Here is a 19,221-nt window from a genome sequence, read left to right on the forward strand (position 1 = left end):
GGCGGGGTGGGGGCAATCTTTGCCAGTCGGTCTGAGCCAATAGCCGGAAGTTCCAGGCCCTCCACCCCAACCCCTCAACCATACAAGCCGGTTCCACCGCGCCCCTGGAATGAGGCACGCGCTCCGGAAACTTTTCACATGAAACGCCGCAACAGCGCACAGGCACACTCTCCGGCGTGAAGTGCTTTTGTCAAGGGGCATCAAGGGTCCGGCTTTGCCGGCCCAAGATGCCGTCCCCCCACGAAGCGCCGCGCAGCGGCGCGCTACAGAGGGGGGAAGCCGCGTCAGCGGCGCAGGGGGGTCATCCGATATTCGTCGGGGCGAAGCCGTCGAGGCTCACCAGGCGGTGCTGGGCCAGTGTGCGGTACAGGTCGGCTTCGCCGACCGAGCGCGACAGGTAGGCGTCGCTGCCGGCGAGACCGGCCTTGACGCGGTCCATGCTGCCAGCGGTGGGTGCAAACATGAACACCACCGGCGCGCCCTTGGGGCCCTTCTTCTGCTTCGCGGCGCGGCAGACCTGCAGGGCGTCGGGATCGCCGTTGAGGCGATCGATCACCACCAGCCGGTAGGCATGGTTCTGCATCATCACCAGGGCCTGTTTGGCCTCGCGCGACCAGTCAATGTTCAGACCGTATTTTTTGAAGCGCTTGTGCAGGATGCGACCTTCGACCAGGCTTTCGGCCACCAGCAGCATGTCGCCGCGCGGCAGGTCTGGCAGCGAGGCCTTGTCCGCTGCCGGGGCCGACCTGGTCGCCCGCCCGGATCGCGTGGCCGGGCTGGACGGCGGCGAAGGCATTTCGTCCAGTCCGCCGAAGTCGGTCAGCCGCACCACGCCCGAGCGCGAGCTGGCACGTGGGGCCAGCGTCGACTCCGGCGTGGCGACGGCCTCGCGTGTCATGGGCCGTGTCACGGGAAAGCCCGAATCGGCGGTGTGCCGCGCGGTTCGAACGGCCGGTGCCATGGTGCGGGATGTCGCCGCTCCAGGGGTGCGCCGTCCGGCCAAGCGCATGCTTTCGTCCAGGCCTTGAAGAAGGGAATCGCCGTGCGCGGTGCCAGCGGGCGAGGCATCCGAACGGGTGGTGCGCGCGCCCACCAGCGCATCCAGCGCGGCCAACACCGCCACAAGCTTCACGGGCTTGCGCTGCAGAGGCCATCCCGTTCCGCCATCGGAGTTGCCCAGCAACAGCACCCGACCCGGCAGTTCGGCAAATTGCACCAGGTTCAGCGCTTGCTGGTTGTCGGCATTGACGACCAGGATCTGGGCATCCGACACCTCGTCCTGCACGGCATAGGCTGGCGGTCGGCGGGCCGCGAGACTGAAAAAGGATTCGAATGTCGCCGATTCGCTTTGCGCGAATCCCACCAGAGCGACCGAATACGCAGCTGCCATGCGTTTGCCTCAAAATTCGTTAACAAATTATTACTAATAAGTATGCCCCACTTTCGCAATACCCGGCAGCGCGTCTCGGATCCAGAGAGGCACATTGCGCAACATCGGTGGCGAAGCGCCACAATGGGCCTCTTTTTTCAACCGTTGCAGGAACCCGGCATGCCCAGCATTTACGACTTTGAGGCCCAGACCATTGACGGAAAGCCGGTGGCGCTCGACCAGTTCCGCAACAAGCCCCTGCTCATCGTCAATACCGCCAGCGCTTGCGGCTTCACGCCGCAGTTCGCCGGGCTGGAAAAGCTGCACCAGACCTACGGCAGCCGGGGCCTGGTGGTACTGGGATTTCCCTGCAACCAGTTTGGCAGCCAGGACCCGGGCAGCAACGAAGAGATCGGCGCGTTCTGCCAGAAGAACTTCGGTGTGACGTTTCCAATGATGAGCAAGATCGACGTCAACGGCGCAGAGGCCCATCCGCTCTACCAGTGGCTCGCGGCCGAAGCGCCGGGCCTGCTGGGCAGCAAGGCCATCAAGTGGAACTTCACCAAATTCCTGGTCGGCAAGGACGGTCGCGTGATCAAGCGCTATGCGCCCCAGGACGCGCCTGAAAAACTGGCCAAAGACATCGAAGAAGCACTGGCCTGAGGGCGGATCAGTCGTTGCCGGGCGGGGGACGCAGACGTGCACGCGCCTCGGCAGAGAGCACGGTGGGCTGAGCCACCGGCGCGCCCGCTGCGGTGAAGAACGGCGTGTCCCGATAGCGGCCGGTGAGACGGCTGTGCAGCACTATGCTCAGAATGCGCAGCACGGCGCCTGCCATGCCAAACGCCCGGGGCTTGGGCTCACCCGCTGCGCTTGTGGTGTTGGCCCGCGCACGCACCGGACCGAACGACGGCGTCAGGGGCAAGGTGTCGAGGCAGGTACTGAGCAAACCGGTGAAAGGAAAGCTGGGGCGAGGCATGGTGTTGCCCACGGGCGTGCGGCAACAGGCTGCGTACCAGCGCAACATGCCCTGGTCGGACAAGCGCATGACCGCGAGCTGCTCTGCGCCCTGGGTGATCCTGATGCGATGCGGTGCCGTTTGCACCACCTCCGAACCACCCTGCGCATCCAGCACGTCTTCCGGCCGCCCAAGAAACCGCGCGAAAGTCTGGCAGTCAAGGCAATAACACACCATGCGGTTGCTGATGCCGTTCAGTTCAACATGGCCTTGCAGCGTGCCACAGCGGCAGCGCAAGGGGTGCGTGGAAGGGGACATGAGGGCTCCTGGAGAATGAGCGGGCCATTTTGTCAGGGCTTCAGCCGCCCCACGGCGCCCGCTCGATCAGGCACCAGAGACCCGTCACCACGTTGGTCAGTGCACCCCGCTGCCTCGCCCACTTGCCGCTTGAGGCCGAACAGCGGCCTGAGCCATCCCACCCGGCGCACCAGCCCGTCGGTGAGGAACCAGCAACCCAGCACCGTGCCCAACAGCAGAACGATCGGCTCCACCACCGGGCCCAGCGCCAGCGGCGCCAGCCAGACCGCCAGAACAATGACCAGCGTCTGGTGCAGCACGTACCAGGGGTAGACGGACTCGTTGGCCCATGCCAGCCAGGGCCACGGCCGGTCAAGGGCATGGTGGCCCCAGCCCAATACCGCCACCAGGCTGGCCCACACATAGGCATCGGCCACCCACCGAGCCAGCATCCGCCAGACCGGGTCGGTGCCGGCCAGCGTGAGCCGCAGGCCCACGTGCAGAGCGAAGGCACACACGGCCAGGGCCAAGGCGGTCCATCGAAGGCGGCGGAGTTCGGCCCACAGGTCAGCGTCCACGCCCAACCAGTGCCCATACAGAAACAGCGTGAAATACACCGCATGCAGCCAGGCGTCGTGGATCAGATCGTGAGAGGGAGGGAAACGGGGCCACAGCACGAGCGAATACAGGACCAGCGGCATCGCGGGCAGCACCAGCAGGGCGGCGCCTCGAAGACGGGTGACGGATTGCCGCCATCGCTGGCCGGCGTTCGACGCCAGCGCTGGAGACAGCAAGGCCAGTACCACCGTGTACAGCCACAGGTAAGGCAGGTACCAGAGGTGGTTCCAGGTGACGCCGAAATCCGAACCATCAAAGGCGCCGCGCGGCCACTGCCCGCCGGTGAAGTAGCGGGCCAGAAAGGCGGCAAACCCCGGCTCGATGACGCCTTGCTCGATTGCCTGCACATAGGGCTGGTACGGCACCACAACGGCCATGCCGAAGGCCAGGGGCAGCAACAGGCGCAGGCTGCGCGCACCGATCAGCCGGGCAGGCGTGAGGCCCCGGCTCAGGAAGCCGAAGGCCACGCCCGAGATCAGGAACACCAGGTCCATGCGCCAGAGGTTGAGCGCGCGCATGGGCCACTGCAGCCATTCGGCGGCGTGCGGGCTCTTGAGGTGCCAGTGCCAGTCGGCCACGTAGTACATGCCCACGTGGTACGTGATGACGATGGCAAAGGCGAGTGCGCGCAGGGCATCGATGTCGTGTCGGCGGTTCATGAAGTGCTTCCCCCAGCGGGCTGAAAAACGCCCATTCTTGGAGCCAACGGCGGCGCCGCAGGCTGTTTTGGGATGGGTTGTTGGCCGACTGTGACGAGTGGTGGACCCCGGGGACGGGCCGCACGTAGACTGGCGGCCATGCGCCTTCCTGCCGACTGGTTCACTCGCTATCTCGCCGTTCGACGCCGGTTCGAGCTCGGGTTCTGGCTGGTCGTGCTCACCCTGCAGACCGTCTTCAACAGCGTGGTGACCTGGATCGATCTGGAACGGGTGGCCACGAGGCAGGCCGAACCGTGGCAGCCGGTGCTTTGGGAGGTCTCGAGCGCGCTGCTCGTCGGCGCGCTGATCCCGGCCATTGTGGCGTTCGAGCGCCGCTTTCCGCTGCGCTGGGACACGCTACGCACAGTGCTGCCCCTGCACCTCGGTGCCAGCCTGGTGTTCTGCTTGCTGCACGTGCTGGGCATGGTGCTGTTGCGCAAGGCCGGCTACGCCATGATGGGAGAGCGCTACGAATGGGGCCCCTGGTCGGTGCAACTTGCTTACGAATACCTCAAGGACGTGCGCAGCTATACGCTGATCGTCGCGGCGCTGATGAGCTACCGCTTCCTGATGTTGCGGCTCACCGGAGAAGCGCGGGTGCTGGATGCGCCCGAACCCGCCCCCGGTGCCGAGGAGGCGCCTGTGTCAGAGGCGCGGCCCACGCGCTTCCTGGTGCGCAAGCTGCGCCGCGAATTTCTGGTGGCCGCGTCCGACATCGCCTGGGTGCAGGCCCAGGGCAACTATGTGGGGCTGCGCGTGAACGGACACGACTACCTGCTGCGCGCCACCCTCACCGAGTTCCTCCAGCAACTCGACCCAGAGCGCTTCGTACGCGTGCACCGCAGCCACGCAGTCAACCTGGACCACATCGCTGAAATTGAACCACTGGACAGCGGTGACGCACGCGCTCACCTGCGCGACGGCTCCACCGTGCCTTGCAGCCGCCGGTTTCGCGACGCGATTGCCCAGCGGGTGTAAGGCTGCGCACCCCACGGCAAGCGGCGCCTGCCAGAAGCCCGCCTACCGTTCAAACTCGGTGTTCAACACCACCGTGCTGGTGGTGCGCGCCACACCGGGTATGGCCTTTATCTTGTAAAGCACCTCCTCAAGTGCCCGCGGATGGGTGCAGCGGATCTTGGCCAGGAAGTCGTGCTCCCCAGCCACGCTGTGCAACTCCAGCACTTCAGGGATTTCGCTCAACCGCGGTGCGATGTCGCGGCAGTGCGCCCCGCCGTCGTTGCGCACGGCCACGAAGGCGGTGAAGTGCAGCCCCACGGCTTCCGGCACCACCCTCAACGAAAAGCGTTCGATCACCCCGCGTTCCACCATCTTGCGCACCCGCTCGTGCACCGCAGCGGTGGACATGCCCACCTCGCCGGCCACGTCAGCGTAAGAACGACGGCTGTCTGCGCTCAAGGCCGTAATGATTCTTCTGTCCAGGTCGTCTGTCTGTAGATTTTCTTGCGACATCGTCTGAGTTCGTGTAAATTCCGGCATTCAAGCCATCGTCTGAATATTTTCCACATCAGGTGCAGATATGTCATTCATTTTCCGGCGCATCATCCCTTCTGGCAAGCAAGTGCCACTGATCGCAGCCTTGCTGATTGTGTATTTCGTCTGGGGCACGACCTACCACGCGCTGAATGTGGCCATGCAGACCATGCCACCGCTGCTCATGAACGGCGCGCGCTTCCTGCTGGCCGGTGCGGTGATGCTGGGCCTGGCCCGCTGGAAGGGTTTGGCCTGGCCCTCGCTGGAGCAATGGCGGCATTCGGCGCTGATCGGTGGCCTGATGGCCTTTGGGGCGATGGGCCTGGTGGTGCTGGCGCAGAAGATGGGCATTGGTTCCGGGCTGATGGCCACGGTGGTGACCACCATGCCCATGTGGCTGGCGCTGTGGACGCGCTGGGGCGGTGAACACGTGCCCGCCACCAGTTGGCTGGGCCTGGTGCTGGGCGTGGCGGGTGCAGCGGTGCTGGCGCTGGAAGGCGACTTCTCCGCCACCTGGCTGGGCGCCCTGTTCGCCTTCGGCGCCCCGCTGTGCTGGAGCCTGGGCTCCTATGCATCGCGCAAGCTCTCTTTGCCCGGCCCCGCTATGGCGTCTGCTGCACAGTGGCTCACGGGCGGCGCCATCGGGTTACTGGTGGCGGTGTTGTTCGAGCCGGCCACGCACACTTGGCAGATCGGCCAGACCAGCGTGGCCTCCTGGGGCGCGTGGGGGTACCTGGTGGTCATGGGCACCTTGGTCACGCTCAACGCCTACCTGTGGCTGCTGAAGAACAGCAGTGCCGCTCTGGCCAGCAGTTATTCGTTCGTGAACCCGGTGGTAGCGCTGTGGGTGGGTGTGGCGCTCGGCGGCGAAGTGCTCACCGGTCAGGTGTTCATTGCACTGCCCTTGATCCTGCTGGCGCTGGCGCTGATCGTCTACGGGCAGCCACTGTGGCGCCGCCTGGGCCCACCGCTCAGCCGTCTGGGCCGCAGGATCCAGCGGCTGACAAGAACCCGGCACCCTGCGGCCCATCCTTAGGGCTGGACATTTGGTTACATTAACGCGGTCTTCACTTCTTTGCATTCCCGCATGAAAGCCACTATCCGCATTTCCACCGCCCTGGTCACCTTGTTGATGATCACAGGCTGCGCCACTGTCCAGATGGCTGACCAGCAAGCCCAGAACGAGATCAAGCAGTTCAAGACCCAGCCGGGCCTGACCAACCTGTTCGTGTGCCGCGAGAAGGCCGTCCTGGTCGGCGCGGGCATCACCACCGACGTGCAGCTCAACGGTGAATCGATTGGCTTCGTGAAGCCCAACACCTTCGTACAGGCCTGGGTGGAGCCGGGTGAGCACACCATCCAGATGAAGAACGACGGGATTGCCGGCATGCACTCGCCCAAGATCACCATTGAAACCCAGGGCAACGACACGCGCTTCCTGTGGATCGGCGTGACCGGTGGCGGCATGGGCACCTACACCATCGACCATTTCGAAACCCCGCAAGCCGGCATGCGCTGCGTGCAAGACGCCACATACTCGGTCGCACGCTGATCCGATACCGGCCTGAGCGCCTCACACCCAGCGCAGCAGCCAACCCGCCACCAGCGGCAGGGCGACTGCGCTGAACAGGGCACACAGGCCCATCGCCAGGCCGGCGAAGGCGCCCATTTTGTCGCTCACCTGAAACGCACGCGCGGTGCCGATGCCGTGCGCGGCGGTGCCGAGCGCAAAACCACGCACCGTGGGATCGTGAATGCGCAGCGCATCGAACAGGTAGCGCGCGCTGGCCGCCCCGAGGATGCCGGTGCACACCACCAGCACGGCGGTCAGCGTGGGCAGGCCGCCGATCTGTTCTGAAATGCCCATGGCCACGGGCGCGGTCACGGACTTGGGCGCCAGCGATGCCATCGTGACCTTTGTTGCCCCCAGCGTCCAACCCACGCCAATGGCCGTGACCGTGGCGGCCAGCGTGCCCACCACCAGTGCGCCCAGCATGGGCAGCCACAACCGCTTCAGGCGCGCCAGCTGTTCAAACAGCGGCACCGCCAGCGCGACCGTCGCCGGCCCCAGCAGAAAATGCACGAACTGCGCCCCTTCAAAGTAGGTGGCGTAAGGGGTACCGGTGATCCAGAGCAGCGCCCCCAGCACCATCACGGACAGTGCCACCGGGTTGGCCAGCGGGTGAAAGCCGCTGCGCCGGTAGGCCACGAAAGTCACCTGGTAAACCAACAGCGTGGTGGTGAGCCACAGCAAAGGCGAAGCCGACAGATACACCCAGACGTCGGCCAGCCGGCCAACGGCCGCCGTGGCTGAAGCCAGGGGCAGCCCTTCGTTCATGGCCCGTCTTTCTCCTGGGGCGGGGCTGAGCGCTTCATCAACCACGCCATGGTGAGCGCCGCACTGGCCAGACCCACCCAGGTGCTGATCACCAGAGCCACGCCAATGGCCAGGGCCTCGTCACCCAGGCGCTGCAGGTGCAGCATCACCCCCACGCCGGCGGGCACGAAGAGCAGCGACAGGTGCTGCAGCAACGTCTGCGCCGTGGGCCGGATGGCGCCGGCCCATGCCGGTCGCAGCACCAGTGCCAGCAGCAGCAAGGCCATGCCCAACACCGGCCCCGGCACCGGCACGGTCAGCACACGCACCAGCGTCTCGCCCACGAGCTGGAACACCAGCAAGGTGGCGAGCGCTGGGATCATATGGGGTGCAAAAGGTCGTCCAACACCTCCACCCAGTGCCGCACCGGGGTGGACGTACCGCTTTGCAGGTGGGTGATGCAGCCGATGTTGGCGCTGGTGATCACGTCGGGCTGAAATTCACCCAGATGGCCGAGCTTGCGGTCGCGCAGCTGGTACGACAGCGTGGGATTGAGCACCGAGTACGTGCCGGCCGAGCCACAACACAGGTGGGCTTCGGTCTTCGCCACCTGCACGTTGAAGCCCAGCGCGGCCAGATGGGTCTCCACCCCGCCCTTGAGTTGCTGGCCATGCTGCAGGGTGCAGGGAGGGTGGTAGCCGATCACCTTCTTCGCATCGGGCACGCTGGCCAGTTTGGGTTTGAGCACAGGCACCAGTTCGGGCAAACATTCGCTGAGGTCCTTGGTCAGCAAGCTCACACGTGCGGCCTTGTAGGCATGGGTCGGGTCGTCGGCCAGGATGTGCCCGTAATCCTTCACGGTGACACCGCAGCCTGAAGCGTTCATCACGATGGCTTCCACACCCTGCTCCAGCAGCGGCCACCACGCGTCGATGTTGGCGCGCATCTGGGCCTTGCCTCCCTCCTGGTCGTTGAGGTGGAATTTGACCGCGCCACAACAACCTGCCTCGGGGGCGATCACGGTCTGGATGCCTGCCGCATTCAGCACGCGGGCCGTGGCGCTGTTGATGTTGGGCATCATCGCCGGCTGCACGCAGCCCGTGAGCATCAGCACCTTGCGCGCATGGGCCTGCGTGGGCCAGCGGCCAGCGTCCTGTCTGGCCGGCACCTTGTTCTTCAGCGATGCAGGCAACAGGCCACGCACCATCTGCCCCATCTTCATCGCGGGGCCAAACAGCGGCGAAGGCAGCCCCTCCTTGAGCAGCCAGCGCACGGCTTTCTCGCCCGCCGGTCGCGGCACCTTCTCGTCCACGATCTTCCGGCCAATGTCGATCAGGTGCCCGTAGTCGACCCCGCTGGGGCAGGTGGATTCGCAGTTGCGGCAGGTCAGGCAGCGGTCCAGGTGCAGCTGGGTCTTGCGCGTGGGCGCGGCCCCTTCGAGCACCTGTTTCATCAGGTAGATACGCCCGCGCGGACCATCGAGCTCGTCGCCCAGCAGCTGGTACGTGGGACAGGTGGCGGTGCAGAAGCCGCAATGCACGCACTTGCGCAGGATCGCCTCTGCCTCGCGTCCGTCGGCGCGGGCACGGTATTCGGGGGAGAGGTTGGTTTGCATGTCGGGGCGATAGGGTGGGAGGCAGAGGGCGCTGGCGTGATGCGGGTCCGGCAGATCCGATAGATGTCAACCCATGCGACCGGGACTGAACACACCAGTCGGATCAAATTCGGTACGCAGGCGACGGGTGATGGCTTCAACGGCGGGTGACTGGGCGTCAAAACGCCGCACATGGGGTGCGCCGTCCGCCCCTGCACGGAACAAGGTGGCGTGACCACCGGCAGCGGCCGCCACTGCGCGCAACTTTGCAACGGCAGCAGCGGGTGCCCACAACCAGCGCTGTGCGCCGTGCCATTCGACCAGTTGTGCGTACGGCAGATCCAGCACGGGCGCGGTCTGCGGCAGCGACAGCCGCCACAGGCAAAGTTCCGGCGACGCTGAGGCAAAGAATGGCAGGCTCTGGTCGCGGCAGGCGGCCCAGTCGGGCGCGGCTTGCGCGGTGTCCATGCGCTGGCCGCCGGCCTCGCGCAGCATGCGTTCGCAGGCCGCTTCCACCGCAGCGACCGCGCCACGCAAGCGAACAAACAGCAGTTCGGGCGCATCCGGTTGGGTGTCGTCCCGCACCCAGCACGAGGCATTGAGCGGCAGCGGCTGGCCGCCCCAGCGGTGCAACTGTTCCAGCGCGTCGTGCTGGTTCAGTGTGAACACCAGCGTGGCCTCGGCGGGGGCCGCCGGCAGGACCTTGAGGCTGACGTCGGTGATCAGCCCCAGCGTGCCCATGGACCCGGCCATGACGCGGCTGACGTCGTAGCCGGCCACGTTTTTCATGACCTGTCCGCCAAAAGTCAGCAGCTCGCCCCGCCCGTTGATGAAACGGCAGCCCAGCACGAAGTCGCGCACGCCACCCGCAGTGGCACGGGCCGGGCCGGCGAGGCCGGCCGCCACCATGCCGCCCACGGTGCTGCCCTCGCCAAAATGTGGCGGTTCGAAAGGCAGGCATTGGCCTCTTTCTGCCAGCACGGCTTCCACGTCGGCCAGTGGCGTGCCCGCACGCACGGTGATGACGAGTTCGGTCGGTTCATGATTGACGATGCCCGCCCACGCAGTGGTGGACAAGGGCTCGCCCTGAACGGGTTCGCCGTAAAACCGCTTGGTGTCGCCGCCGACGATGCGCAACGGTGTGCCTGCGGCGCTGGCAGCGCGTATCTGGTCGACCAGCTGGGCCGGTTCTGCTTCAACGTGGGCATTCATGGCGGACATGGTAGCCGTCGGTGCCCCAGCAGCGCTTGAATTTTTTGCACACAGCGATGCAATTGCCCGTGGCGCCTGCGGGCCCGCTGCGCCCGCTTTCCATGTTGTCAGCTGGCGTGGCCCAAGCACATGCCGGCGTTGGGCTTGCCCTTGCACTCCCGTTTCAGTCTTCTGGCTCTGGCTGCGGGTGTCTCGTCGGAGGGGGCTTTGATGAAGCGCACGCTGGTGGGAGGACGTGGCGCGGCCGCACTGGTAGGCGAACCGGGTGTGACAGCGGTGGGTTGCGCTGGCTGTGCCCAGACCGGAGAGCCGGCGAGGCAGACCAGTGCCAAGGCAAGCAGGGGTCTCAGCGGCGAAGCGTGGCTGGAGCGCAGTGGGTTCATGGTGTCCTCCTGATGTTGTGATGTCGCGCGGACATCATAGGGAAGCATCGGGTGGATGCGGTCTGACCCCTGCCGCTCTGCGGCACGCAGAGCGGCTTCGCGTGGACGGCGAACCCTGGGTCCGCAGAAAGCACGAAAACCCCCGGGGCAAAAAAGAGCCCGCATGCCAGAGGCGATGCGGGCTCAACGTCCAAGGAGATTTCGACACTGCGGGTATCGAGCAACGGATGCTCGATACCCGCAGGTGAAGGATCAGCGGTTGTAGGCGGTTTCGCCGTGAGCGGTGATGTCCAGACCTTCGCGCTCGGCTTCTTCCGTGACGCGCAGGCCAATGACCATGTCCACGATCTTGTAGGCGATGAAGGCCACCACCGACGACCACACCATGGTGATCAGCACGCCTTCGGCCTGGATCAGGACCTGGCTGCCAATGGAGAAGTCGTCGCCACCGGTGCCGCCCAGGCCAGGCGCGGCAAACACGCCCACCAGGATGGCGCCGATGATGCCGCCGATGCCATGGATACCGAACACGTCGAGCGAGTCGTCAGCGCCCAGCATCTTCTTGAGGCCATTGACGCCCCACAGGCAGACGAAGCCGGCAACCAGGCCGATGATGATGCCGCCCATGGGGCCCACTGAGCCGCAGGCCGGGGTGATGGCCACCAGGCCAGCCACAGCGCCGGACGCAGCACCCAGCATGGAGGCCTTGCCCTTGCCCAGCGCTTCACCGATGCACCAGGCCAGCACGGCGGCGGCGGTGGCGAACATGGTGTTGATGAACGGCAGTCCGACACCGGTGTTGGCTTCCAGGTTGGAGCCGGCGTTGAAGCCGAACCAGCCCACCCACAGCAGCGAGGCACCGACCATGGTCAGCGTCAGGCTGTGCGGTGCCATGGCTTCCTTGCCATAGCCGATGCGCTTGCCCACCATGTAGGCACCCACCAGGCCAGCCATGGCGGCGTTGATGTGCACCACGGTACCACCGGCGAAGTCCAGCGCGCCCTTGTCGAGCAGGTAGCCGCCCACGCCCCACACCATGTGGGCGATCGGCAGGTAGCTGAAGGTGAACCAGATGGCGCAGAACAGCAGCACGGCGCTGAACTTCATGCGTTCAGCGAAGGAGCCCACGATCAGGGCGCAGGTGATGCCGGCGAAAGTGGCCTGGAAGGCGATGAAGATGTATTCAGGAATCTTCACACCGTCAGAGAAGGTGTCGGCCAGCGAGTCGGGGGTGATGCCCATCAGGAACACCCGATCGAGGTTGCCGATGATCAGTCCCTCGCCTCCAAAGGCCAAGCTGTAGCCGTAAATGGCCCACAGGATGGAGATCAACGAGAACACCACCATGACCTGCATGAGCACGGACAGCATGTTCTTGCTGCGCACCAGGCCGCCGTAGAAAAGCGCCAGACCGGGCAGGACCATGAGGACGACCAGGATGGTGGAGACCATCATCCAGGCCACGTCGCCTTTGTCGACCGTGGGTGCGGCGGCGGCTTCTTCAGCAGCCGGGGCCTCGGCTGCAGCGGGCGCTTCCACGGCGGCCGGGGCTTCTGCGGCAGCGGGTGCGGCTTGTGTGGTTTCCATGGCCGCAGGCGCTTCGGTCGCCGTCTGGGCAAAAGCGTTGACACCACCAAGGGCCAGACCGAGTCCCAGCATCAGGGTTGCGATGAGGTTTTTCATATTCATGTGCTTTCTTGTTCGGGGAAGGCGATCAAAGCGCTTCGTTGCCTGTTTCGCCGGTGCGGATGCGCACCACCTGTTCGAGGTCGGTGACGAAAATCTTGCCGTCACCGATCTTGCCGGTGCGTGCGGCGCCTTCGATGGCTTCGATCACACGCTCGACGAGGTCCTCGGAAACAGCTGCCTCGATCTTGACCTTGGGCAGGAAGTCGACCACGTACTCGGCGCCGCGGTACAACTCGGTGTGGCCCTTTTGCCGACCGAAGCCCTTGACTTCGGTGACAGTGATGCCTTGAACGCCCATGCTGGAGAGTGCTTCTCGCACTTCGTCCAGCTTGAACGGTTTGATGATGGCTGAAACCATTTTCACGTCGAACTCTCCTGTTGGGGTTGTAGGGTCCAGAGCCCCAAGCATGATGTGTGCCAGAAAGGTAAAAATTCGTTCCAGCAGGGGCGAGCTCGCACCATTTTGTGCACCCAAATGCACGATAAGCACGACCGAGGGGGGAGGACGCCCGTCTTCCCGTTTCCCTGTCGGTTCAGATGGTCAGGCCGATGAAGGCGCGGGCGGCCCAAGCCCCAGGCCGCCGGCTTCAATGGTCAAAGGGCCTCTTTGCCGGTTTCACCCGTGCGGATCCGGACCACCTGCTCCAGATCGCTGACAAAGATCTTTCCATCACCGATCTTGCCGGTGCGTGCCGCAGCTTCAATCGTTTCGATCACACGCTCGACGAGGTCTTCAGAGACAGCGGCCTCGATCTTGACCTTGGGCAGGAAATCGACCACGTACTCGGCGCCGCGGTACAACTCGGTGTGCCCCTTCTGACGACCAAAGCCCTTGACTTCGGTCACGGTGATGCCTTGAACGCCCATGCTGGAGAGTGCTTCTCGCACTTCGTCGAGTTTGAACGGCTTGATGATGGCGGTGACCATTTTCATGGGGTGATCCCTCTGCTGGAAGTTCAGAAAGGCGCCCTGCCCTGGGGCCTGCCGCCGGCTTTGCTGCATTCGCCGACAACATCATGCAGGGACCATGCCATAACCGCGGCCGAGCAGGAATGCCATCCCGCCGACGCCCCCGACCCACCACGTCCCCCAAATTTGGGGTGGGTTTGCGCCGTCCATGTGCCATGATTTCCGGTTCGGCGCACCACGTGCGCCATCACACCAAAAGCGTGCGCACCAACCAAGTGCATGCCTCGAATGACCGTAAATCGGACCGCTGGAGGCAGGAAACGCACCAAATCAGGGAGGAATCATGAGCTTGTCGCTGGTGCACAGCCGCGCGTTGCTGGGGCTTGAGGCCCGCCCGGTCTGTGTCGAGGTCCATCTGGCCAACGGTCTGCCCAGCTTCACCCTGGTAGGGCTGGCCGATACCGAAGTCAAGGAAGCGCGTGAACGGGTCCGGTCGGCCATTGCCAACAGCGGGCTTGAATTCCCCAGCAACAAGCGCATCACGGTCAACCTTGCCCCGGCCGACCTGCCCAAGGATTCGGGGCGCTTCGACCTGCCGATCGCGCTGGGCATCCTGGCGGCCAGCGGCCAGATCAGCGCCGCACGCCTGGCTGGCTGGGAGTTTGCGGGTGAGCTGTCCTTGGGGGGCGAGTTGCGCCCGGTGCGCGGCGCGCTGGCCATGAGCCTGGCCCTGCACCGTTCCCAGACAGGTCAGGACGGCGCCACGCCGGCCACCCGGCTGGTGCTGCCCCCAGGCAGTGCCGAAGAAGCCGCCCTGGTCCCGGAGGCACAGATATACCGCGCACACCACCTGCTGGATGTGATCGCCCACTTTCTGCCTGAATCGCAAAATGCAACCGAACCACCGCCAGACAATGGTGGCTGGCAACGGCTGGAGCCCACCAGCGCCGGGCGCCTGCCCCACTACGCCGATCTGGCCGACGTGAAAGGCCAGATCGCGGCCAAGCGGGCGCTGGAGATTGCGGCCGCCGGCGGCCACAGTCTGTTGATGATGGGGCCACCGGGATCGGGCAAGTCCATGCTGGCCCAGCGCTTTGCGGGCCTGCTGCCCCCGATGAGCACGCTGGAGGCCCTGGAGTCGGCGGCCGTGGCCTCGCTGGCGGGGCGCTTTTCACTGGAACGCTGGGCGCAGCGCCCCACCTGTGCACCCCATCACAGTGCCAGTGCCGTGGCACTGGTGGGCGGTGGGTCACCGCCCAAACCGGGTGAAATCTCGCTGGCGCACCACGGCGTGCTGTTTCTGGATGAACTGCCCGAATTTCCACGCGCCGCGCTTGAAGCCTTGCGCGAACCCCTGGAAAGCGGCCACATCCGCATCTCACGCGCAGCCATGCAAAGCGAGTTTCCGGCCCGATTCCAGCTGATTGCCGCGATGAACCCATGCCCTTGCGGATTTCTCGGCCACCCGACCAAGGCCTGCCGCGACACGCCCGACCAGATCGCGCGCTACCAGAGCAAGCTCAGCGGCCCGCTGCTGGACCGCATCGACCTGCACGTGGAAGTGCCCGCGCTGCCAGCCGACGACCTGCTGCAAGGCCCGCCGGGTGAACCCAGCAGCGCGGTGCGCGAACGTGTGCAGACCGCTCGCGACCGCGCCCACAGCCGCCAGGGCCAGCCCAACCAAGCCTTGACCGGCCAGGCTCTGGATGAACACGTGCTGGCCGAACCCTCCGCCCTGAAGTTCCTCAACACCGCGGCCGCCCGCCTGGGCTGGAGCGCGCGCAGCACCCATCGCGCCCTGCGTGTGGCGCGCACCATCGCCGACCTGGCGGGCACCCAGAACGTGAGCGCCAGTCACGTGGCGGAAGCGGTGCAGTACCGGCGGGTGTTGCGTCAGGCGCCTTGAACCCTGTGCCGTGAAACCGGCATGTTGAGTCCACATCCGAGTCAAACGCCGGTCCAGCGTCATTGCCCCTGAAGCTCCCGTCATTCGAACGTGCGACTGCTGGTAAGGTGCTCCCCTTTTCGCTGTTCCCGTTCGCAATGAGGAGATTGCCATGAGCTACCCCGACACCCAACTGTTCATCCACGGCCAATGGCGCGAGGCCGCCGCCGGCGAAACGCTCGCCGTGTTCAACCCGGCCACCGGCAAAGAGATCGGGCGCGTCGCACACGCTCGCCAGGCCGACCTGGACTTGGCCCTCGAGGCCGCACAAAAAGGCTTCGAGACCTGGCGCGACATGCCTGCCATCGCCCGCTCCAAAATCATGCGCGCCGCCGCAGGACTGATGCGTGAACGCGCGGGCGCCATTGCCGCACTGCTGACCCAAGAACAGGGCAAGCCGCTGGCCGAAGCCAAAGGCGAGGCCATGGCAGCGGCCGACATCATCGAATGGTTCGCCGACGAAGGCCTGCGTGTCTACGGCCGCATCGTGCCCTCGCGCGGCAACCTGGCCATGCGCCAGATGGTGCTGAAAGACCCGATCGGCCCGGTGGCCGCGTTCACACCCTGGAACTTCCCCATCAACCAAGTGGTGCGCAAGCTGGCGGCGGCCCTGGCCACGGGATGCTCCATGATCGTGAAGGCGCCCGAAGAAACCCCCGCTGCGCCCGCCGAACTGGTGCGCGCCTTCGCCGACGCGGGCCTGCCCCCAGGTGTGCTCGGACTGGTCTACGGCACACCTTCGGAAATCTCCAGCTATCTCATCGCTCATCCGGTCATTCGCAAGATCACCTTCACCGGCTCAACGCCCGTGGGCAAACAACTCGCTGCGCTGGCCGGTCAGCACATGAAACGCGTGACCATGGAACTGGGCGGGCACGCGCCCGTGATCGTAGCCGAAGACGCCGACGTGGCCCTGGCCGTGAAGACCGCAGGGGGCGCCAAGTTCCGCAATGCGGGGCAGGTCTGCATCTCGCCCACGCGCTTTCTGGTGCACGAGAGCATCGCCAGGGAATTTTCCGCCGCGCTGGTCAAACACGCTGCCGGTCTGGCGGTGGGTGACGGCACGGCCGAGACCACGCAGATGGGTCCGCTGGCCAACCCGCGCCGCGTCACGGCCATGGCCGAGTTCACCAAGGACGCCGTGGAGCGTGGCGCCACATTGGCCACGGGCGGCGAGCGCATCGGCGAGGCCGGTAATTTCTGGCAGCCCACCATCCTGACCGACGTGCCACTCGATGCCCGCGTGTTCAACGACGAACCCTTCGGCCCGATGGCGGCGGTGCGCAGCTTCCAGACGCTGGACGAAGCCATCGCCGAGGCCAACCGCCTGCCCTTCGGGCTGGCGGGTTATGCCTTCACCCGTTCCCTGAAAAACGCCGACCTGCTGGCGCGCCGCGTCGAGGTGGGCATGCTGTGGGTGAACATGCCCGCCATGCCATCGGCTGAGATGCCGTTCGGCGGCATCAAGGACTCGGGTTACGGCTCCGAAGGTGGGCCGGAAGCCATGGATGCCTACCTGAACGCCCGCGCTGTGAGCATCATGAACGTCTGATCGGCTGAAGGACGTCAACCGCCACCACTTCAGTCGTCGGGCTCCAAGCGACTTTTTTCGGGCCCGGCATTGCTAACATGCACCCGGCTTGAAGACAAGCCACCTCAACCAACGCGCCCCCCAAGGCGCCTCCAACGGGAGCCCCCATGACACCCTTCCAGCTCACTTCCATCGCTGCCGCACTTGCGGTGGCCTCGGCCACTGCCATGGCCAAGCAACCCGATCAACGCGCCATCGAACTGGCCAAATCGGTCGCCGATCAGTCTGCCTCGCAACAAGCCAAGGCAGCGCCAAGCCAGGCCAACGGCACGATCCTCAGTGCGCTGCAAACGGTGCTGGGCTCGCTGGTGAAGAAAGAAGGTGCTCAATGATGCGCACCCTTTTGACGGTCCCCCTGGTTGCTGTCGCCCTGGTGGGCTGTGGTGGCGGCTCTTCTGAACCCGAGGTCGTTCCGTTGTACGCAGGCACCTACTTTGTGGTGATGGACAAAACGGTGGACGACTGCAACACAGGCGTGGCCAGGCGCATCGAGGTCATCCAGACGGTCAGCCAATCTGGCCGGGCCGTGACGCTGGTGAGCAACCAGCTCGTGCTGCAAGGGCAGGTGGACCCAGACGATCTGGGCATCTCCACGTCGGCACAAACCATCCAGGACGGTGTGCGGGTCACGACGGGCGTGGTGTACCGTGCATCCAACGTGCCGGGCCTTTTCGGCGCTGGTCTGTCCATCGTGGCCGACGCGGGCAACCAACGCTGCGTCGTGGCCTACAACGGCCAGGCGCAACTGCAGTGAAGCGACTCGCCTGCCGCGCCGGATGCTTCCAGCGTGGCGGGCGGGTCTGATTCATCTGTTTGATCCAGGCGCCACCGAGCCCTGCCGTCGTCTGCGCAGATCCACCCGTTCACGACCACCATGAGCATCGAACTTGGCAAACCCATCCGGCAGCAAGCCGTGGCCTCCATCGAACGCTACTTCCTCGAACACATGGACGAGCGCATCGGCAACGTCGCTGCCGAGGGCTTGCTCAACTTTTTTCTGAAGGAAGTGGGACCGAGCGTCTACAACCAGGCCGTGGCCGATGCCCAGTCGCGTCTGCAGGCGAGGGTGATGGAACTCGACATCGAGGTCCACGAGGACGAGTTCACCTACTGGACCAGCGCGCGCCGCCCGGCCGGCAAACGCTAGGGCCTGTTCACACTATTTTTCCAAGTGGAAAAATGTGTGAGCAGGCCCTAGAACATCGGCTGGCGCGTGTTGGCCGCTTCCACTTCCCGGAAGCGAACGCACACAGGATCCTTGGTGAAAGCCGGGTTTTTGCATTCACGCGTGCGGCACACCTCGCGTGCGACGAAGTTGGTGCTCGACGCGCAGATCGTGTCCACCGTCTGCACCGGCGGTGGCGGTTTGGCGGCTGCGAGCGCAGCGGCTTCGGCTGCCTTTTGCCGTGCGGTTTCTTCGGCGCGGCGTCGGGCCTGTTCAGCTTGCCGCTGCTCGGCTGCTTGCGCGGCCCGCAGCTTTTCGGCCGCCGCCAGCTCGCGCGCTTCTTTTTCTTTCCGTTCGCGGATGCGACGGGCCCGGTCGGCAGAGGCCACCGCTGCGGCCTGCTCCTTGATCCGGGTGGCCTGCGCTTCCGCCGCAACCACCGACGCAGCATCGGTACTCACCACGGGCTTCTCAGGTACCGGGGCACTGCTTTCGGTTGCCTCTATGCCCAGACCCGTGGTTTGCGTGATCACCGGAACGGCCTGGGCCGCCACGGGCGCTGACGAGCCACCCTGGGCGCTCCACCACCAGGTGCCGACCGCGGTGGTCACCAGCGCCAGACTCACCATCACCACCAACTTGGCGTTGCTGCTGCTGGGCGCCACCGCCGCAGGAATGGTCTTGGGGGGTGCCACCATGTCGGGCACCAGCGAGATGCGGCAGTTTTTGCACGAAGTGGCCACCAGCGAGTTTTTCGCCTGACAAGCGGGGCAGGTTTGCGTCGGGCCTGAGGGTGCGGTGTCGGGGGCCGGGGCGGTCGGAGCGGCTGCGGTCGAACCTACCAGTGCCACCATCGACGTGGCACAGCCCCGACAGAACAACGCCTTGTCCCGGTTGTCCGTTCCACACGCTATGCACACCGCCATGAATCACCTGTTCGCTGAAGTTTGGGACAGGGTTCTAGCATGTGGCGGGCCGCCTTGCG

At 65.4% G+C, this 19,221-nt stretch carries 22 protein-coding genes; 9 read left to right on the forward strand and 13 right to left on the reverse strand.

Annotated elements, in window-relative coordinates; translation table 11 throughout:
- Positions 1-301 precede the first annotated feature (301 nt).
- Entirely contained in the window at positions 302-1,390 is a 1,089-nt protein-coding gene (locus tag J2W49_RS20015) for a response regulator transcription factor (protein ID WP_310320433.1), read from the reverse strand.
- 159 nt (positions 1,391-1,549) lie between these two features.
- Here J2W49_RS20015 and J2W49_RS20020 point away from each other — a divergent pair, with 159 nt between their 5' ends.
- The gene (locus tag J2W49_RS20020; RefSeq protein WP_310320435.1) at positions 1,550-2,032 is read left to right on the forward strand and encodes a glutathione peroxidase; all 483 of its coding nucleotides are present in this window, start codon (positions 1,550-1,552) and stop codon (positions 2,030-2,032) included.
- A 7-nt stretch (positions 2,033-2,039) separates the two neighbouring features.
- Here J2W49_RS20020 and J2W49_RS20025 read toward each other — a convergent pair whose 3' ends face one another.
- Positions 2,040-2,645, reverse strand: coding sequence for a DUF6151 family protein (locus J2W49_RS20025; RefSeq protein WP_310320437.1), 606 nt, complete (start codon positions 2,643-2,645; stop codon positions 2,040-2,042).
- Between the two features lie 32 nt (positions 2,646-2,677).
- Entirely contained in the window at positions 2,678-3,901 is a 1,224-nt protein-coding gene (locus J2W49_RS20030; RefSeq protein WP_310320439.1) for an acyltransferase family protein, read from the reverse strand.
- Positions 3,902-4,039: 138 nt separating this feature from the next.
- Here J2W49_RS20030 and J2W49_RS20035 point away from each other — a divergent pair, with 138 nt between their 5' ends.
- Complete coding sequence (locus tag J2W49_RS20035) at positions 4,040-4,918, forward strand: LytTR family DNA-binding domain-containing protein (protein ID WP_310320440.1); 879 nt, start codon at positions 4,040-4,042, stop codon at positions 4,916-4,918.
- Positions 4,919-4,960: 42 nt separating this feature from the next.
- Here the strand turns inward: J2W49_RS20035 and J2W49_RS20040 are convergent, their stop codons facing one another.
- Positions 4,961-5,437 (reverse strand): Lrp/AsnC family transcriptional regulator, encoded by a 477-nt coding sequence (locus tag J2W49_RS20040; protein WP_310320442.1) that lies wholly within the window; start codon positions 5,435-5,437, stop codon positions 4,961-4,963.
- Between the two features lie 40 nt (positions 5,438-5,477).
- Here J2W49_RS20040 and J2W49_RS20045 point away from each other — a divergent pair, with 40 nt between their 5' ends.
- Entirely contained in the window at positions 5,478-6,467 is a 990-nt protein-coding gene (locus J2W49_RS20045) for an EamA family transporter (protein ID WP_310320444.1), read from the forward strand.
- A 51-nt stretch (positions 6,468-6,518) separates the two neighbouring features.
- A complete protein-coding gene (locus J2W49_RS20050) occupies positions 6,519-6,983 on the forward strand; it encodes a DUF2846 domain-containing protein (protein ID WP_310320446.1) in 465 nt (154 codons plus the stop codon).
- Between the two features lie 21 nt (positions 6,984-7,004).
- On the opposite strand, the gene J2W49_RS20055 is transcribed toward J2W49_RS20050, so the two are convergent.
- From J2W49_RS20055 to glnK (J2W49_RS20090), 8 genes are all read right to left on the reverse strand, one after another.
- A complete protein-coding gene (locus J2W49_RS20055; protein ID WP_310320447.1) occupies positions 7,005-7,769 on the reverse strand; it encodes an LrgB family protein in 765 nt (254 codons plus the stop codon).
- The gene (locus J2W49_RS20060; RefSeq protein ID WP_310320449.1) at positions 7,766-8,131 is read right to left on the reverse strand and encodes a CidA/LrgA family protein; all 366 of its coding nucleotides are present in this window, start codon (positions 8,129-8,131) and stop codon (positions 7,766-7,768) included. The genes J2W49_RS20055 and J2W49_RS20060 overlap by 4 nt, the downstream gene beginning before the upstream one ends.
- Positions 8,128-9,363, reverse strand: coding sequence for a glycolate oxidase subunit GlcF (gene glcF, locus J2W49_RS20065; RefSeq protein ID WP_310320451.1), 1,236 nt, complete (start codon positions 9,361-9,363; stop codon positions 8,128-8,130). Before glcF ends, J2W49_RS20060 begins: the two co-directional genes overlap by 4 nt.
- A gap of 66 nt (positions 9,364-9,429) precedes the next feature.
- Positions 9,430-10,554 (reverse strand): glycolate oxidase subunit GlcE, encoded by a 1,125-nt coding sequence (gene glcE, locus J2W49_RS20070; RefSeq protein ID WP_310320453.1) that lies wholly within the window; start codon positions 10,552-10,554, stop codon positions 9,430-9,432.
- A gap of 107 nt (positions 10,555-10,661) precedes the next feature.
- Complete coding sequence (locus J2W49_RS20075; protein WP_310320455.1) at positions 10,662-10,937, reverse strand: hypothetical protein; 276 nt, start codon at positions 10,935-10,937, stop codon at positions 10,662-10,664.
- Between the two features lie 252 nt (positions 10,938-11,189).
- Positions 11,190-12,620 (reverse strand): ammonium transporter, encoded by a 1,431-nt coding sequence (locus J2W49_RS20080; RefSeq protein ID WP_310320457.1) that lies wholly within the window; start codon positions 12,618-12,620, stop codon positions 11,190-11,192.
- Positions 12,621-12,651: 31 nt separating this feature from the next.
- A complete protein-coding gene (gene glnK, locus J2W49_RS20085) occupies positions 12,652-12,990 on the reverse strand; it encodes a P-II family nitrogen regulator (RefSeq protein WP_310320460.1) in 339 nt (112 codons plus the stop codon).
- Positions 12,991-13,220: 230 nt separating this feature from the next.
- On the reverse strand, positions 13,221-13,559 hold the full coding sequence (gene glnK / locus J2W49_RS20090; RefSeq protein ID WP_310320462.1) for a P-II family nitrogen regulator: 339 nt from the start codon (positions 13,557-13,559) through the stop codon (positions 13,221-13,223).
- Positions 13,560-13,878: 319 nt separating this feature from the next.
- Here glnK (J2W49_RS20090) and J2W49_RS20095 point away from each other — a divergent pair, with 319 nt between their 5' ends.
- From J2W49_RS20095 to J2W49_RS20115, 5 genes are all read left to right on the forward strand, one after another.
- On the forward strand, positions 13,879-15,441 hold the full coding sequence (locus J2W49_RS20095; protein ID WP_310320465.1) for a YifB family Mg chelatase-like AAA ATPase: 1,563 nt from the start codon (positions 13,879-13,881) through the stop codon (positions 15,439-15,441).
- Positions 15,442-15,592: 151 nt separating this feature from the next.
- Positions 15,593-17,032 carry an NAD-dependent succinate-semialdehyde dehydrogenase gene (locus tag J2W49_RS20100; protein ID WP_310320467.1) on the forward strand — a complete coding sequence of 480 codons (1,440 nt, stop codon included), beginning with the start codon at positions 15,593-15,595 and terminating at the stop codon, positions 17,030-17,032.
- Positions 17,033-17,178: 146 nt separating this feature from the next.
- Positions 17,179-17,403, forward strand: coding sequence for a hypothetical protein (locus J2W49_RS20105; protein WP_310320469.1), 225 nt, complete (start codon positions 17,179-17,181; stop codon positions 17,401-17,403).
- A complete protein-coding gene (locus J2W49_RS20110; protein WP_310320471.1) occupies positions 17,400-17,825 on the forward strand; it encodes a hypothetical protein in 426 nt (141 codons plus the stop codon). The genes J2W49_RS20105 and J2W49_RS20110 overlap by 4 nt, the downstream gene beginning before the upstream one ends.
- Before the next feature lie 120 nt (positions 17,826-17,945).
- Positions 17,946-18,218, forward strand: coding sequence for a DUF2164 domain-containing protein (locus J2W49_RS20115; protein ID WP_310320473.1), 273 nt, complete (start codon positions 17,946-17,948; stop codon positions 18,216-18,218).
- Positions 18,219-18,265: 47 nt separating this feature from the next.
- On the opposite strand, the gene J2W49_RS20120 is transcribed toward J2W49_RS20115, so the two are convergent.
- Complete coding sequence (locus J2W49_RS20120; RefSeq protein ID WP_310320475.1) at positions 18,266-19,162, reverse strand: double zinc ribbon domain-containing protein; 897 nt, start codon at positions 19,160-19,162, stop codon at positions 18,266-18,268.
- Between the last annotated feature and the right edge of the window lie 59 nt (positions 19,163-19,221).

Source organism: Hydrogenophaga palleronii (assembly GCF_031457455.1).
Classification (GTDB): Bacteria; Pseudomonadota; Gammaproteobacteria; order Burkholderiales; family Burkholderiaceae_C; genus Hydrogenophaga; species Hydrogenophaga palleronii_A.

Bases quoted from the DNA above. Each gene is read 5' to 3' on its own strand.
- J2W49_RS20075 (WP_310320455.1), bottom strand. From the start codon at position 10,937: ATGAACCCACTGCGCTCCAGCCACGCTTCGCCGCTGAGACCCCTGCTT.
- J2W49_RS20110 (WP_310320471.1), top strand. From the start codon at position 17,400: ATGATGCGCACCCTTTTGACGGTCCCCCTGGTTGCTGTCGCCCTGGTG.
- J2W49_RS20105 (WP_310320469.1), top strand. From the start codon at position 17,179: ATGACACCCTTCCAGCTCACTTCCATCGCTGCCGCACTTGCGGTGGCC.
- J2W49_RS20060 (WP_310320449.1), bottom strand. From the start codon at position 8,131: ATGATCCCAGCGCTCGCCACCTTGCTGGTGTTCCAGCTCGTGGGCGAG.
- J2W49_RS20040 (WP_310320442.1), bottom strand. From the start codon at position 5,437: ATGCCGGAATTTACACGAACTCAGACGATGTCGCAAGAAAATCTACAG.
- J2W49_RS20080 (WP_310320457.1), bottom strand. From the start codon at position 12,620: ATGAAAAACCTCATCGCAACCCTGATGCTGGGACTCGGTCTGGCCCTT.
- J2W49_RS20050 (WP_310320446.1), top strand. From the start codon at position 6,519: ATGAAAGCCACTATCCGCATTTCCACCGCCCTGGTCACCTTGTTGATG.
- J2W49_RS20030 (WP_310320439.1), bottom strand. From the start codon at position 3,901: ATGAACCGCCGACACGACATCGATGCCCTGCGCGCACTCGCCTTTGCC.
- J2W49_RS20095 (WP_310320465.1), top strand. From the start codon at position 13,879: ATGAGCTTGTCGCTGGTGCACAGCCGCGCGTTGCTGGGGCTTGAGGCC.
- J2W49_RS20020 (WP_310320435.1), top strand. From the start codon at position 1,550: ATGCCCAGCATTTACGACTTTGAGGCCCAGACCATTGACGGAAAGCCG.
- J2W49_RS20115 (WP_310320473.1), top strand. From the start codon at position 17,946: ATGAGCATCGAACTTGGCAAACCCATCCGGCAGCAAGCCGTGGCCTCC.
- glcE (WP_310320453.1), bottom strand. From the start codon at position 10,554: ATGAATGCCCACGTTGAAGCAGAACCGGCCCAGCTGGTCGACCAGATA.
- J2W49_RS20045 (WP_310320444.1), top strand. From the start codon at position 5,478: ATGTCATTCATTTTCCGGCGCATCATCCCTTCTGGCAAGCAAGTGCCA.
- J2W49_RS20015 (WP_310320433.1), bottom strand. From the start codon at position 1,390: ATGGCAGCTGCGTATTCGGTCGCTCTGGTGGGATTCGCGCAAAGCGAA.
- J2W49_RS20100 (WP_310320467.1), top strand. From the start codon at position 15,593: ATGAGCTACCCCGACACCCAACTGTTCATCCACGGCCAATGGCGCGAG.
- glnK (WP_310320462.1), bottom strand. From the start codon at position 13,559: ATGAAAATGGTCACCGCCATCATCAAGCCGTTCAAACTCGACGAAGTG.
- glcF (WP_310320451.1), bottom strand. From the start codon at position 9,363: ATGCAAACCAACCTCTCCCCCGAATACCGTGCCCGCGCCGACGGACGC.
- J2W49_RS20055 (WP_310320447.1), bottom strand. From the start codon at position 7,769: ATGAACGAAGGGCTGCCCCTGGCTTCAGCCACGGCGGCCGTTGGCCGG.
- J2W49_RS20035 (WP_310320440.1), top strand. From the start codon at position 4,040: ATGCGCCTTCCTGCCGACTGGTTCACTCGCTATCTCGCCGTTCGACGC.
- J2W49_RS20025 (WP_310320437.1), bottom strand. From the start codon at position 2,645: ATGTCCCCTTCCACGCACCCCTTGCGCTGCCGCTGTGGCACGCTGCAA.
- J2W49_RS20120 (WP_310320475.1), bottom strand. From the start codon at position 19,162: ATGGCGGTGTGCATAGCGTGTGGAACGGACAACCGGGACAAGGCGTTG.